14 protein-coding genes are annotated in these 15,676 nt (G+C 41.3%); all 14 read right to left on the reverse strand.

Going from position 1 to position 15,676, the window contains the following annotated elements:
- The gene (locus AC27IJ_RS20725) at positions 1–804 is read right to left on the reverse strand and encodes a FliH/SctL family protein (RefSeq protein WP_312447508.1); all 804 of its coding nucleotides are present in this window, start codon (positions 802–804) and stop codon (positions 1–3) included.
- Complete coding sequence (gene fliG / locus AC27IJ_RS20730) at positions 797–1,801, reverse strand: flagellar motor switch protein FliG (protein WP_312447510.1); 1,005 nt, start codon at positions 1,799–1,801, stop codon at positions 797–799. Before fliG ends, AC27IJ_RS20725 begins: the two co-directional genes overlap by 8 nt.
- Positions 1,791–3,392, reverse strand: a complete 1,602-nt coding sequence (fliF, locus tag AC27IJ_RS20735) for a flagellar basal-body MS-ring/collar protein FliF (RefSeq protein WP_312447513.1) — start codon at positions 3,390–3,392, stop codon at positions 1,791–1,793. Before fliF ends, fliG begins: the two co-directional genes overlap by 11 nt.
- Positions 3,393–3,417: 25 nt before the next feature.
- Complete coding sequence (gene fliE, locus AC27IJ_RS20740; protein ID WP_312447516.1) at positions 3,418–3,729, reverse strand: flagellar hook-basal body complex protein FliE; 312 nt, start codon at positions 3,727–3,729, stop codon at positions 3,418–3,420.
- 17 nt (positions 3,730–3,746) lie between these two features.
- Positions 3,747–4,148 (reverse strand): flagellar basal body rod protein FlgB, encoded by a 402-nt coding sequence (flgB, locus tag AC27IJ_RS20745; RefSeq protein ID WP_330695046.1) that lies wholly within the window; start codon positions 4,146–4,148, stop codon positions 3,747–3,749.
- A 590-nt stretch (positions 4,149–4,738) separates the two neighbouring features.
- Positions 4,739–6,421, reverse strand: coding sequence for a phospho-sugar mutase (locus AC27IJ_RS20750; RefSeq protein ID WP_487150636.1), 1,683 nt, complete (start codon positions 6,419–6,421; stop codon positions 4,739–4,741).
- Between the two features lie 19 nt (positions 6,422–6,440).
- The gene (locus AC27IJ_RS20755) at positions 6,441–7,388 is read right to left on the reverse strand and encodes a GDP-mannose 4,6-dehydratase (protein WP_312447521.1); all 948 of its coding nucleotides are present in this window, start codon (positions 7,386–7,388) and stop codon (positions 6,441–6,443) included.
- A 17-nt stretch (positions 7,389–7,405) separates the two neighbouring features.
- Entirely contained in the window at positions 7,406–8,440 is a 1,035-nt protein-coding gene (gene gmd, locus AC27IJ_RS20760) for a GDP-mannose 4,6-dehydratase (RefSeq protein ID WP_312447524.1), read from the reverse strand.
- An 11-nt stretch (positions 8,441–8,451) separates the two neighbouring features.
- A complete protein-coding gene (locus AC27IJ_RS20765; RefSeq protein WP_312447527.1) occupies positions 8,452–9,522 on the reverse strand; it encodes a mannose-1-phosphate guanylyltransferase in 1,071 nt (356 codons plus the stop codon).
- A 574-nt stretch (positions 9,523–10,096) separates the two neighbouring features.
- Positions 10,097–11,239 (reverse strand): glycosyltransferase family 4 protein, encoded by a 1,143-nt coding sequence (locus AC27IJ_RS20770; protein WP_312447529.1) that lies wholly within the window; start codon positions 11,237–11,239, stop codon positions 10,097–10,099.
- A gap of 4 nt (positions 11,240–11,243) precedes the next feature.
- Positions 11,244–12,428 carry a glycosyltransferase family 4 protein gene (locus tag AC27IJ_RS20775; RefSeq protein WP_312447530.1) on the reverse strand — a complete coding sequence of 395 codons (1,185 nt, stop codon included), beginning with the start codon at positions 12,426–12,428 and terminating at the stop codon, positions 11,244–11,246.
- Positions 12,429–12,432: 4 nt separating this feature from the next.
- The gene (locus AC27IJ_RS20780; RefSeq protein WP_312447532.1) at positions 12,433–13,167 is read right to left on the reverse strand and encodes an FkbM family methyltransferase; all 735 of its coding nucleotides are present in this window, start codon (positions 13,165–13,167) and stop codon (positions 12,433–12,435) included.
- Positions 13,168–13,172: 5 nt separating this feature from the next.
- The gene (locus tag AC27IJ_RS20785; RefSeq protein WP_487150640.1) at positions 13,173–14,447 is read right to left on the reverse strand and encodes a radical SAM/SPASM domain-containing protein; all 1,275 of its coding nucleotides are present in this window, start codon (positions 14,445–14,447) and stop codon (positions 13,173–13,175) included.
- A gap of 16 nt (positions 14,448–14,463) precedes the next feature.
- Complete coding sequence (locus AC27IJ_RS20790) at positions 14,464–15,621, reverse strand: methyltransferase domain-containing protein (protein WP_312447536.1); 1,158 nt, start codon at positions 15,619–15,621, stop codon at positions 14,464–14,466.
- Between the last annotated feature and the right edge of the window lie 55 nt (positions 15,622–15,676).

The raw sequence follows: 15,676 nt of genomic DNA on the forward strand, positions 1-15,676 counted from the left end.
TTACAGTCTGGCGTTATTAAGTATTCCCTTAATATTTTCCAGCTGGGTATTCACGCTGACATCAATAATCTCCTCCGGAAGCTCAATGATACAGGCTCCGTCCTCCTCATGATCCATAGCTATGATTTTAATATTTCCGGAAATGTGAGACAATTCACTCAGCAGTCCCACATCTCCCTGTATCATCATTCCCGCATCCCTTTGAGATACATAAATTTTCACCCACTGGGTTTTTTTAAGCTTTCCCGCAGCAGCCACGATCATGCGTTTAATGATCTCACCGCTGGATCGCAGACTGGTCTGAATCACTTTTTCCGCAATGGTCAGAGTGACTTTCTTTAAGTCATCAATATATTTATCCAGTATCTTTTCCTTCTCTTGCGTAACGCTTTCAATCGCGTTTTTCATGGCATCCAGGAACTCCTCCTGACGCACCTCAAGAACCTCTTTATGAGCTTCAAAGGCTTTTTTAAAGCCCTCCTCATATCCCGCGTCATATCCGGCCTTACGTCCTTCTTCCATGGCCTGAGCGCGGATTTTATCTCCGTCAGACTTAGCCTGGCTGAGGACATCTTCCGCCTCTGACCTGGCCTGGTCCAGAATTATCTGGGACTTCCTTATGGCATCCTCGTACATCTCAGTAGTTTGAAGATACCTGTCATTTCCCTGGTCTGCAGACTCTTCCTGCTCCGATTCCTTTTCCGGATTCCCTTTTTCTTTTACCTTGATCTCTTCAAATTCCCTGGTAAATCCGTAATCCAGAACATGATCTGCCATCTGCACAGCCTTTATAATATTAGACAATGACATCATCCTTTCCGCCCTTATTGATGATCAGCTCGCCCTCTTCTTCCAGACGCCTTATGATACCGACAATCCTCTGCTGAGCCTCTTCCACATCTTTTAAGCGTACATTAACTGTAACTTCCATATCGGACTGGATGCTTTCCTTCATACGGGTTGACATATTAGAGAAAATAACTGTTGTAATCTGCTCGTTTGCATTCTTAAGGGCATAAACCATGTCACGCATATCGCACTCTCTGATAAAGCGCTGGATGGAACGGTTGTCCATGGTAATGATATCCTCGAATACGAACATCTTCTTGCGGATGGTATCCGCCAGCTCCGCATCCTTTCTTCCCAGTTCGTCGAAGATGAGCTTTTCGTTGCTCCGGTCTATGTGGTTCATGACGTTTGCTATGTAATCAACACCGCCCACGCTGGTGTAGTCGGTAGTAAGGATGCCGGAGAACCGTTTCTTGATCTCCTCTTCCACGATTTTAATCCCTTCAGGAGAAGCACTCTCCATTCTGGCAATAGACTCCACTACCTGCATGCGCTTTTCAGGAGCAAGCTCTGAAATGATCTGAGCCGCCATCTCCTCATTTGTATAAGAAAGAACCAGAGCAATGATCTGGGCTCTTTCATGCTGGAGGACGGAAAGTAAGTTCTTTACATCGCTTTTCCGGATAAACCCAAAGGATCTGGATTTCAGAGACTGAGTAACCTTTTGAAGCAGGCTGTTGGCCGTGCTTTCACCGAAGGCTTTTTCCAGAACAGTTCTTGCATACTCCAGACCTCCGTCAGTGACCACCTTTTGAGTCAGACAGGTCTTATAAAACTCATCCAAAATGGCTTCCGTTTGCTCTGCTTCCACATGTCCAAGCTTTGCCACTTCAAGAGTTAATTTTTCAATCTCGTCTTCGCTTAAATACTTGTATACTTTGGAAGCCTTATCCACTCCCAGAGAAACAACCACTGTTGCCGCTTTTTGTTCGGGCGTTAGATTAATTGCCATTGTTACCGCCTCCATTCAACCATACTTTCAGCAGCTGAGCCGATATCTCAGGATTCTGCTCTGCAAACTCTCGGACGCTCTGGCGCAGCTCTGCTCCCCTGTCTTCTTCAGGTTCTAGAATTACCTGATCTTGTTCATCTTCCTCCTTCATTTCCTCCATTACCGGCAGTTCCGGTACATCTTCCTGGCTTATCTCCATGGCCTCCATAAGATCATTTTTCTTCCGTCTGTGTCTTACTGCCAAAATTATAATCAGAATAAGGAGAAGCACTCCTGCCAGAGCAGCAATCAGAATCCACTGATTAATCAAAATGCCGCCGGTATTTGCTTCTACAGGGGTTTCAGGTGCCTTAGGTACTTCCACGGTATAGAATGGGGCAGCCACAGCTGTTATCTTTTCCGCACGTTCTCCCTGAGGGATTCCTGCCGCATTTCCGGCAAGATCCCTTATGTCGTCAATGGTCATGCTGCCGAATCCGGTTCCGTTTACTACTACGGAAACAGTGAGGTTTTCCAAGGTTCCCGGATTGACCTGGCCTTGTTCTTTTATTTGGTTTAAAAGATATTTCCTGGTCAGGCTGCTGGAACCATATGCACTCTCGGCATCTGTTCCTCCTGCATTGTACTGAGGGATATCTGCATTAGCTTCTGAACCAGCCACACCGGAAGCATTCTGTCCGCTTCCGGAATATTCCTTGAATATGGATTCCTCGGAAGTAAGACCGGTCTTATCTTTTTCATCGATCTTTTCGGGCGTATTGTAAACAATGCTCTCCCGAATCAGCTTTTCCATATTGACTGTGCCTTTTACGGATACACGGACATTGCCGTTTCCGTATACAGGGCCAAGGATATTCAAGACCTTTGCAGAAATCTGGTCTTCGATCATCCTTGTAATTTCTTCTCCGGCCTTGCCGGTGTTGATGTCCTCATCATCGGAACCAGTGGTAACTTCCCGTCCGTTTCCGTCAAATACAGAGACATTGTCAATGACCATTCCAGGTATGCTTCTGGATATGAGAAGCTGGATAGACTTTGCCTGCTCCTCCGTCGGAGATCCTCCATCTTTCATAACCACAACAGCCTGGGCGCTGGGCTCCTGCACCGTGTCATCAGACAGTGCATATTTGGAGGCTTCTCCCAAAGCTATGGTTACATATGCCTCCTGCACGCCATCAAAGACCTTAATTGTGGAACCGATTCTGGTTTCCAGATCATACAGTTCAAACCTCCGCCGGTCTGAATCCGTAGTCATCAAATTTACATTATTTTTAAATACATCATATGTAAAACCGCTTTTCGGATATCCTTCCGAAACCAGCTTTGCCCTGGTAGTGTCCAACTGGGGCGTAGGTACCAGAATGTCACCGTTTTGATACTGATAATCGATTCCGTCTTCCTGTAATTTTCCAATGATCTGCTTCGCTTCTTCGCTGCTGACACTTGGAAACATCACCTCGTAAGGCTTCTCCCGCATGGACAACGCTAGCACAATTGCTCCCGCCACAACCACCACACCAACAGTGCCGATGATTATGGCTTTTTTTACTTTATCATTCAGTTTTTCTAAAAGTTCCTTTATCTTTTCCATCGCATCCGTCCGCCCTGTTATCTACTTAAACGCCGATTCTTATAATCTCATTGTAGGCTTCCAGCGCCTTATTCCGAAGAGATGATAAAAGTTCTACAGATAACTGGGCTTTTGCTGCTGCCGCGGGCACTGTATGTGCATCGTCAATCTGGCCTGTTGACAGCAAGTATTCCTGTGTCGTCAAATCTCCATCTGTGGTTCTCACATTCTGAATAGCTTCGTTAAATATATCACGAAACACCGAACCGCCATCCTGTCCGGTTGTTACTTTCTTTTCGATTCCTATATTCCCGATGGACTCCATTGGGATCATAGGCCTTATAAACATCTGCTCCATCTCAAATACCTCCCGTTTTAACCTTTAATAACCGTACGAAGTCTGCTAATTTCACTATTCAATGCGTTCATCTGATACTGATACTGAAGCGTTGTCCTTGCCAGTTCCACATTCTCTACATCCATGTTGACATTATTACCGTCCATTCTTGCTGATTCATCCTTTGTTTCATGGACATAATGTCTGGAACTGCCTATGGCCTCCCCGATGTCTTTTGACGTACCCTCTCTTCCAGCCAGCAAACGTTTGCGGAATTCGTCCTCAAATGTAACATAACGGGCCTTATAGCCTGGGGTTTCTCCATTAGCAATATTATTCAACGTTACCTGCTGCTTTGACCACAGATAATCCAAAGTTTTCTCAGCCATTGAAATGCTATTCCCAAATATACCGTTCATCCGATTGTTCCTCACTTTCATTCCCTTGGTTATATGGGAATTATCCTTCGTTACAAAAAAATTACCCCTTTTCAGTTAAATTTCGACAGGTTTTTTTGTTTTTCCCTATTTTTCTGTAATTTTTCTTACTATATTCTACATTTATTTACAGAATTTGTCAAGAAAGTTGACAGGAAAATTTCTATGAATCTTAAGAAAGGTAAGCGCATAGATTTTTGACGCTCATAAAGAGCCATAAAAAAACTGATTCCAGCTGTAACCAGACCGCCCTGAAGGGGGGGACGGGGCCGATTACAGCCGGAATCAGGATAGGAAATCTATAATTTAACAGTTACGTTAGTCGCCTAAGCATTTCAAGTCCCAATGATTCTTTGACATTTCCAGGAAAGACTCGATTACATCACTGGGGAATAGTTTCACCAATAAAGGATATTTTCAAAAATTCTGGATACTAAATTATTGCGTTGACACTTAAACAATTCATTATTATCTGTTGCGATAGGCCTTTCTATCAACAAAATCTATGCTTGCAGTATATACCAGACCTGAAGAAATACATTCTATCAGCGATAAATGTCCGCCATTGTTACTTGAATAACATATTAATTGAATTAATTAAACAGCACTTCTAGCTCCTTCACTATAAAACTCTCTATTTTTTCAGCAGCCTCAGAACTCTCTGCACTTATAGAGAGATATGTCTTTAACTTTGGTTCGGTTCCCGATGGCCTAATTGCTACAGAGGTGCTTTTCTCCAACACATACTTTAATACATCCGATTTAGGAAGCTTATTAATACCTGTAAGATAATCTTTCGCTTCAATTACATTTCTGCCTGCAATCCTCTTCAAAGGCGTTTTCCGCATCTCCTGCATAATCATCTGCATCTTTTGGTGCCCCTCCGCGCCCTCAAACGTGTAGTTATGTAAGGTATTTAAACAATATCCATATTTCTGATATAACCCATCCAGCACATCAACCAAACTGATCCCCTGTGTTTTGTAATAGGCAAACATTTCGCATATCATCAACGAAGCATTCACTCCATCCTTATCACGCACATATCCACCTGTCAAGTAACCATAGCTTTCCTCAAACCCGAAAATAAAACGCTCGTCTTCTCCGTTCATCTCCAATATACCGATCTGCTCTCCTATAAACTTAAAGCCGGTCAATACGTCAATCATTTGCACCCCATAATTTTCTGCAATGCTTTTTGCCATATCAACCGTGACGATGGTCTTGATCAGAATAGGCTTGTCTGGCATTATTCCAAGAGCGATCCTACGCTTGCATATATAATCTAAAAGCAGCATTCCCACTTCATTTCCACTCAAAAGCACATAGTCCTCATGGTTACGCACAGCGATTCCCACACGGTCACAGTCTGGGTCCGTTGCTAAAAGTAAATCGCTCCCCAGCATTTTCGCATCCCTCAGCCCCAGTTCCAGTGCTCCTTTAATCTCCGGGTTGGGATAGGGGCAGGTTGGAAATGCCCCATCTGGCTTTTCCTGCTCTTTTACTACAGAAATATTAGTGAATCCGTTGTCTTTCAGTACCTGAGTCACACACCTTAGTCCTGAACCATTCAAAGGAGTATAGACAATGGAAACGCCTTTATCTATTCCATCTTTGCACAATGTCTGTGAAGCTACTGCATTAAGATAATCTCTAACCACTTCTTCTCGAATATAATCAGCTTTTCCTTGTGACAAGGCTTCTTCAAACGGCAGTTCTCTCACATCCCTAAAAATATCCAAAGTCTCTATTTCATCTAAAATAGAAGCCGCTGCTTCCGTTGTAATCTGGCAGCCATCACTTCCGTAGACTTTATAGCCATTATATTTAGAAGGATTGTGGCTGGCCGTAATCACAATTCCCCCTGAGCATTTTAAATGCCGAACTGCAAATGACAGACAGGGTGTTGGCATTAATTCCGGATAGATATGTACACATATTCCATTTGCCGCAAATACCCCTGCCGCAACTTTAGCAAACACATCTGATTTTATCCGGCTGTCGTAAGCGATCGCCACAGACGGAAAATCCTCTCGCTTCTTTAGGTAATTGCTGTATCCCTGAGTGGCTTTTGCCACCGTATAAATGTTCATGCGATTAGTTCCTGCTCCAATGACACCGCGAAGACCGCCTGTGCCAAATTTCAGGTTTTTGTAAAAACGGTCGAAAATCTCTGACTCCAATCCCTTTATGCTTTCCAATTCTGCAGTTAAATCTTTATCAGCTAATTTCTGATTTCTCCATTTCTCCCATGAGCTCAGTATGTTTTCATCCATTTTCTCAGGCTCTCTTTCCTTATTTCAGCAGTTCTCTTCTCCAGTAGTCCAAAGTTTCTTTCAGCGTTGTCTCCAAAGGAATCACCGGGAACCATCCTGTGCATTTTTTAAGTTTTGTTATATCGGCTTCAATTACATGCACATCCACAGGGCGCATCTTGGCAGGATCTATTTCTACAGAAACGGGTGTGTCGGAGAATTGAATGATTTTATCCAGTATCTCCCGGATTGATACCGCCTGTCCAGAGCCAACGTTATAAAGCTCTCCCGGTACTCCTTTTTCTATCAATAGCACATATGCCCTCACAATATCCCTTACATCAGTAAAATCCCGACGTGCACCCAGATTTCCAACACGAACCACCGGTTCTTGAGATCCATTTTCTATCTCTGCTATCTGCTTACAGAAATCAGATACTACAAATTGGGGAGTTTGATTAGGACCAATATGGTTAAAAGCCCTTACCATCATTATTTGCATCCCGTATGCCTGGGCATATATGCTTCCTATCATATTTTGGCAAACCTTTGTGACTGCATAAAGATTTCCCGGTCTTACTGCGTTATCCTCAATAATGGGAATTTCAGATTCCTTCACTCGGCCATATTCCTCTCCAGACCCTATAAGAAGAATACGGGGTTTGTAATCCAATTCAAAAATGCCATTTAGGACGTTCAAGCTTCCTTTTATATTTACATCTACTGTCATCCCAGGATTTTGCCATGACAATTCCACTGAACTCTGGGCTGCCAGATGAAAAATATAGTCAGGCCTTACATCTTTCAACAAAGCTGCCACCTGGCTATAGTCAAGAATGTCCAAATCCCGAATGCCCACTCCTGTTTGGGAGATTCTTTCATGCTCCATCTTCGTAACTGTAATAGACCATATGCAGTTTTTCTGTATATGGTCTATTAAATAGCTTCCTACGAAGCCTGCAGCACCGATAATCAATGCTTTCTTCATAGTGCTCTCCTCAATACTTATTTTATATTGGCAATTTTAATTTCTTTCTCAATCAGCTTCATGTCATTGTCTATCATTCTTTTTACCAGCTCTGAGAAAGGTATTTCCCGTTTCCAGCCTAATGCTTTCTCTGCCTTTTCAGGATTTCCTAACAGAACCTCTACTTCGGCAGGGCGGAAAAATTTAGGATTTACACGAACTACGGTCTTTCCGGTCGCTTTGTCAATTCCAATCTCATCTACGCCGGTTCCCTTCCACTCCACATCAATATCTACATGGGAAAAAGCAATTTCAACAAATTCACGCACCGTTCTGGTTTCATTGGTTGCAATTACATAGTCGTCTGCCTTTTCCTGCTGCAGCATCAGCCACATTGCATTTACATAGTCCTTGGAATGGCCCCAGTCACGTTTCGCATCCATGCTTCCAAGTTCGAGGCAATCCTGTACTTCCAATTTAATCCTTGCAACCGCATCTGTTATCTTTCTGGTAACAAATTCCAGACCCCGGCGTTCGCTTTCATGGTTGAACAGGATTCCGCTGCAAGCGTACATATCGTAGCTTTCACGGTAATTTTTTGTAATCCAATGACCATATACTTTGGCAACTCCATATGGACTTCTAGGATAAAATGGGGTTTTTTCTGTCTGGGGCATCTCCTGGACTTTGCCAAACATCTCGCTGGTGGAGGCCTGATAAAAACGTGCCTCCGGCTTTATGGTACGAATCGCCTCCAGCATATTTGTGACGCCAAGTGCATCGATATCCGCTGTTGCCAAGGGCTGTTCCCAACTGGTTCCCACAAAGGACTGAGCCGCCAGATTGTATACCTCATCCGCCTGTGATATCTTCATTGCATGAATCAGCGAAGGCAAATCTGTCATGTCTGCATAGATAAAATGAATCTTATCCTTCAGATGCTCCACATTCCCATAATCCACCACGCTTTTCCTTCTCATTATACCATAAACTTCATAGCTCTTCTCCAGCAGCAGTTCCGATAGATAAGAACCATCTTGTCCTGTTACACCTGTGATCAATGCTTTTTTCATTGCCTTATCTCCTATACATATTCTTCCCTGTTGCATATTTTCAGGTTTTCAAGTACCTTCTTTATGTCTCCGGCATGGTCTTTTGAACAGATCAATGTGGCATCTTCTGTATCCACCACAATCATGTCATCTAAACCGACCGCAGCTATCAGCTTCTTTCCGCCTTGAATGATGCAGTTATGACTATTCACGGTAATGATATTCCCATTTACCGCATTGCCAAACTCATTGGTCTTTTTTATCCGCTCCACGGCAAGCCAAGAACCTACGTCATCCCAGCCAAAAGTGCCAAGAAGAATGTAAATACCCTCTGCCTTTTCCATGATTCCATAGTCAATGGACTGGGATTGGATTCCGCGAAACTCTTTTTCCAGAACTGCTTCTTCCTGCTCAGTGCCGATGGCATCTTGAATCCGTTTCAGCGCATCATAGGTATCCGGCATAAATTTCCGAAAGTTTTTTAATATGGAGGAAACTTTCCATATGAACATACCGCTGTTCCATAGATATTCTTCCGTTGCCAAATATTCCTTTGCCATTTCCAAACTGGGCTTTTCCACAAAACGGTCTACCTTATAGGCATGTCCTTCCATTATGTGAGAATCAAACTTAATATACCCATAGCCAGTTTCAGGATAGTCCGGCACAATCCCAATCGTAACCAGGTTATCGTTCTTTTCCGCCACCTCGCAGGCATCCTGCAAAGTCCGTATAAACATCTGGTTGAACTTTATCAAGTGGTCCGATGGAAATACAAACATCATGGCATCATCATATTTTTTAGCTATATGCATAGCTCCAAGCCCGATGCATGGTGCCGTGTTACGCCCTACCGGCTCACAGAGAACGTTCTGCTCCGGAAGCCCCGGCAGTTGTTCCAGCACCAGCGATTTATATTCTTTGTTGGTAGCGATGTATACGTCCTCAAGTTTTACCATTGGAGATATACGCTCTACCGTCAACTGTATCATTGTCTTGCCGTCATCGGTCAATGACAAAAACTGTTTTGGCATATTTTTACGGCTCTTGGGCCAGAAACGTTCTCCCCGGCCGCCGGCCATAATAAGGGCTGTTGTGTTCATTAGTATCTCTCTCTCTATTTAATTAGAAATATATCCGTAAATGTATAATCCGTATATTCATTGACCAATAAGCTCAACTCATCTATCGGACGCACCCATTCTCTGCTTCTATGTCTGCCGATATCAATAAAGGCCGTGTATGTTTCCTTTAACCGTGTCCAACAGCAATTCCAAGCCGCCTACTCTTCGCATTTCATCCGGCCAAAACTCAATGAATAAAGGAATCTTTCTAGATTGCAATAATTTCTTCGCGCCATCTAGCACAAATCCTTCATGCCCCTGTGTATCTACCCAGTTATACTTAACATCATCAAAGGGCATTTGCTGCTCTGAAAAATATTCCTCTAAAGTTTTTAATTAAATTTGCTCTTAATTTCTGGCGTCAATCCCTCTGTCATGATTTAAGCACACCCTATGATCACTCATATTGTCTTCACTTAATGCCAATTCCGCTATTCCACTTATATTTGAGATTCCAATATTCTCAATCATAATAGTCATTTCCTCTCCTTTTGTCATCTTGCTGACAAATTTCCAATTTTATGACCCAAATAAAAACTGCACGAATTATAGTTCAGCCATTCCTCACCTTTTGATATACACTTTCAACTTGTTCTGCCATCTTATCCCACGAAAACTTCTTTGCCTGAACAACCCCTCTTGCGGACATATCTTTTCGCAAACTTTCAGATGTCACAACATGCTCCATTTCAAATGCAAGCTGTTCCACATTATAAGCATTGACGTAAACTACCGCATCACCTCCGACTTCCGGCAACGAAGTATTATCTGCTGTTATCACTGGACATCCACAAGCCATTGCTTCTAGAACAGGGATTCCGAAGCCTTCGCAGATAGATGGGAACACAAAGCAGAGAGCATTTGATATGAGTCTGCGTTTTGTTTTTACATCAATGTAACCGGGCAGAATGATGCGCTCACTAAACGGAGAATTGCGAACACTATCATATATTTCTTCTGGATTATCCCATGTCGGTTTCCCGGCAAGTACAAGCTTCAATTCTTTGTGTTTCTCCGCAATCTGATTAAAAGCCTGGATAATCCTTGTGATATTCTTTTTTCGTTCAAACGTACCGACAAAGAGGATATAGTCACCATTTACAATATGGGAAACGTCAGACTTGTCCACATAAATCTCTTCCTCATCATATGACTGATAGACAACGTCTATCTGCTCGGCCGGAATAGTCGTAAACCTTTGTATTTCTTCAGAAGCTGATTGTGAATCAGCTATTATATGCGGACGAGTACGCTCTATCCGCTCTAATGCTATATCGTGAAGCATCGTTGCATTTGGAGAAATTATCCCCGGTTGGGAACGCCAGCTTATGTCATGGACTGTAACAATCATATTTTCTCTCAAATTTGTCGGAATGGACACAGGACACATAAAGTGATAGACTTCTCCACTTGTATTTGTCCATTCATTATAGGACTTCATATTCCATATCTCTTCTTCACGAGATGCAATTCGGTAATCCAGTTCATTACACTCCCTGAACAATACATCAAATTTCCCAAAATATTTCTCAGCTCTTGCTAAATTTCCGACCTCTCTATTGTAATCAAAAAACGTCAATTCGTAATCAAACGCTTTACGATGTAACAAAGCCTGAATGAGGCCGATCGTATAATGACCTACGCCTCTTGGCTGTGGATGACCTACTGCATGTTGAGCTTCAAGTATTATTTTCATACCTTTATCTCCTGTATGCAATTTCGTAAACTTCCTCTGTCATCTGTGCTGTTTTTTTCCATGAAAACTTTTTTACTTGTTCAAAACCCTTTTGAATATATTCATTACGCAAGCTTTCTGAATTTAATAGCCGTACAATTTCGACTGCCAGTTGTTCTGGATTTTTCGGCGAGACATATATTGCAGCATCGCCGCCAACCTCCGGCAGACTTGAAACATTTGTGGTGATAACCGGGCTACCACAAGCCATTGCTTCGAGTACGGGCAGTCCAAATCCCTCGTATTCAGATGGAAAAAGAAATGCAGCAGCATCTGATAACAAAGCTCGCTTTTGCTCGTCATTAACAAAGCCAAGGCAGATGATATCCTCCTTATATTTATGTGATTCTATTTTTTCTTTATGCTCTTTAATTGGCATTCTGCCAGCAAATACTAATTTTAAATCGGGAAACCTTGGCTTCACTAGAGCAAAAGCCTCCAACATATCATATATTCCCTTGCGGTAATCCAACTGCCCCAAATAGCATAGGTATGGAGCATCTATTCCTAATGATTGCAGCAAGGATTTATTCTTTTCAGGAAAGTGAACTACCGAGTCGTGAGCCAGGGGAACAACAAAAACCTGGTCAGAGGATATCTGGGTTAGATTCAATATATCGTTTTTTGTGCTAAGGGAGTCTGCTATCACAAGATATTGCGGATTCCTCTCCAGCAATTCTATGCTTAATCTATAATTATGGCATTGTCGGCTAACGTGTGCATCACCCAGCATTTGTGCAGCATTTGGAAGTAATGGTAACATATCGTGTATCGTCACAACCATTTTCCCATCAAACGCAAATGGAAGGGTTAAAAAATGAGGAAAATGAAAAACATCGGCATCGGCACCTGTCACATCATTATAGGTACGATTTACTTTACGCCAACCCTCACTGCTGTCACTGGCAAACTCTGCATAACTTACTGAATTACATTCAAACAACTTCAGATTCCGCAAACTTTCTTCGCCAATATAGTCATACAAATACTTGCGGTTATTGCGCTCGCTATATTGATCAAAAAACGACACGGAATAATCGTTGCGCTTACGTTTAACTAATGCATCAATTAAGTTTGTTATATAATATGGAATACCCCTAAAAGCATTCTGCGGTACGCAAATAAATTGAGTTTCAATATTAACCTTCATTATTTCAGTTCTCCCTTCTTTCGCTTTTACAGAGTTCTCCACATATATTCTTTATTTTATTACTGCGTGTATCTATCATAATAGAATTAATTCCTGTAAAGGCATATTCCCAATATCCCTGTGACCTTAAATAATCAATCGCCTCCATCTCACGCTCCCCTACAATAAGATGAGTTCTGTATGGTATGGATTCAATTATAATAAGAAACGGTCTATACCTATTTAAGTCCGCAGTCTTTAAAACCTCCATCTCATAACCTTCTATATCAATATTGAGCAAATCAGGTGTTTTCCCAAGCTTCTCAACTGCATCATTATATGAAATAGTTTCAATCTCCACAGTCTGTACTAACGCAAGCTCTTTGTTCTCTTTCAACATATCTTCTACTGATTCTGATTTAACCGTAGAAAGTCCATCTCCATTCATAATATGTATCGTTTCCATTTTTCCCGAAGAATCCGATACAATTCGGTTTAAGATAATATCTCCTACTCTATCCCGTTGAAGCGCTCCAATCAAATGAGGATTCCCTTCTATTAAAAGACCTCTTGCTCCTTTTTTATATAAGGAATAGGTATTACTATATAATTTAGGATGATTTGCGCCTAAATCCAAGTATGAAAATTTTTTAATATTGGCGCCAACCATAGTCAATATATGAAAAACAATAGAATCCTCTCCCGATTGAGAATATGAAAATTTTCCTGTATCATCAAAAATTTCGCCTTGTGAATTCAAATCTCTCAGTCCTCCTTCCGCATTTTACGAGTATATCTCGGACGATTACGAAACGGAATCGTAGGAAACTGGTAAATAAATGTATCCGCTTCCATAGTGCAGCTACGGCATGGGAGTTGCTTAGGATTATATGTAAATTCTTTTCTAAAACGCTGTGCCGACTCTGACTGAAAAATATCAGATATACTATTGTCTGCTACATTTCCTATAAGAAATTCCTTATGAGGATCAAAATCGTTCCGCATATTCCCACAGGAATAGACACTACCATCATAATACACATTCATTGTAACAAAGGAGTTCATACAGAATGTAGTGCGTTCCGTACGCTTTATAAATGGGAGCGAGTCAGAAAGTATCTCGCCACGGTTATGTGCAGCATAACACATATCGTGGTTTTGCATACGGACATTCAGTCCATCTCTTTGAGCAAAAGCGGTTACAGATTGTGCTGTACTCTGAATATAAATAACATCAAGTGACAGGTTGTTAATAAACTTCCAAACTTGTGCTTCCGCTTTTTCTACCGTCCACTCAAAATCCGGATTATTTTCATTGTAAACAGAAATTATCATATCGTCGAGTCCTGAAGCCGTTAAGGATGCCATGCGCTTTGGTGTAAGATAATCTCCGTTTGTGCTAACAACCTGTATCGTATTAGGCAATTCGTTCCTCACATACTCAATTTTCTTTTCCAAATCATTATCAAGCAATGGTTCGTTGTAAAAGGAGTACGACACGATTCCATTATAGCCGATTTCCTTTAATTCAGTAATGATTTTACTAAACACTTCCCATTCCATTGGAATATTAGTAGAATTCCTGTCAATTACGGAATTTGGACAAAACCAGCACCTACGGTTGCACTTAGAATTGGGTTCAATTGTAACCGTTTCACAGTTCTCTGCAAACAATTTCCTTTTCTGCTCATGGGTCAAATTAGTTTCATAAAACATAGGGTCAATTAAAAATGGTGTAACTGTAAGCGGAGTGAACGTATCAATTTTATGATTTGGAATCCCATAATCAGACAATTGTTCACGAACCTTGCGCACATTGGCAGCGCTACCCATGACAATGATGATTTTATCAAAGGTCTTTTGTAGAATTTCATCCGGCAAAATAATTTCTCTACCTATGTGCAGCGTTATACTACCTGCCCAGTTGCGCGCTTCGCTATTATTGTCTGTAAGTGCAATAATATCGTACTGTTCGTTAAGTTGGCCATAACTCATAAAATAATTATAGCCGAGACCAAAGATTATCGCTGATTCTTTCATTAAGTAACTCTCCTTATCATGATTGTTTGAGACAAATACAAATATATCTGTTTTCATGCAGAAATGTTTCAATATGCTTATATGGTGCAAGCCCTGCATTTCGAAACATAATATCTGCTGATTTTCCCACTAGAAAGCAAAGATGAAAGCGTGTATAAGCATAGCGATATTCGTAGCAGGGGGTGGAATGCGCCATATTGGAATCAGAATCACGAAGCAATGATTTCATAAACTTCAATTCCTCCACAGGATTCGCTAAATGTTCCAACAGATTATTTGAAAATATACCATCATATTGATGACCTTTCAGTTCCTCCGCATCTGTGATAATAAATTCGGAACCAGACGATTGTGCGAACGGCTCGTATCCCCATACATCGTATCCTTCTTCACGCAAAACCTGAATGGAACGTGACCACTCTCCACCACATCCATAGTTAAGATAACATCTATCTTTTTGTGGTTCAAGCATACGAAACGTATTTATCTCATACTCTGTTGTATCACCTTCTTGAAAAACAGAATAATGCTGTCTATAATCCTCGTCTAATTCCTCTTGAGTGAGTTTAAGCATCTTCAAGGGTCCCACAATAGCTCCACAATGTGGACAAGCATAGCGTATGAGCTTCCCACCACCAAAGATACAGGCTGTTACTTTTTTTTTGGAAGATTTCGTATTTATTGTTCCATTGCATATCGCACACAAAAAATCATAATCATCATAAATGTACGAAAACTTGTCATATATCTTCCAGCGCTCAGCAATAACCCTCCTTGTTAGTTTTCGGGCGGCATCGGTAGGTATATTTGCTTCATTTACAGCAAACTTTATAAACTTTCCATCAGATGTAATAACCGGTACATAGGCAAATGGATGATTTCTAAAAAATAAACGTACGTCATTGTCCAAGTTATCGGAGCAAATAATTTTTGAAAAATGGGTATTTATGTAGCCTTTATGCATCAAATCGCAAATATTTTGAAAAAATGTCCTATCATCAATATTATGATTTTCATTTAGACTACTTAATTCCTTTCGATTAAATAACTCAAATTCTTTCCTTCCAAACAACCCAACAAGCCTGTTATTGTCATCGACAACTGCCAAGTATCCATCCGAACAGTGAAATGCCTGTATCAAACTAAATACATCTTGATTTTCGCTAATTTTCATAGGAATAAGCTTTCCTTTCCCATTTTTCTATCAGTACCTCAGGTATCGACCTACT

This window comes from Lacrimispora sp. YZC11, from assembly GCF_057543815.1.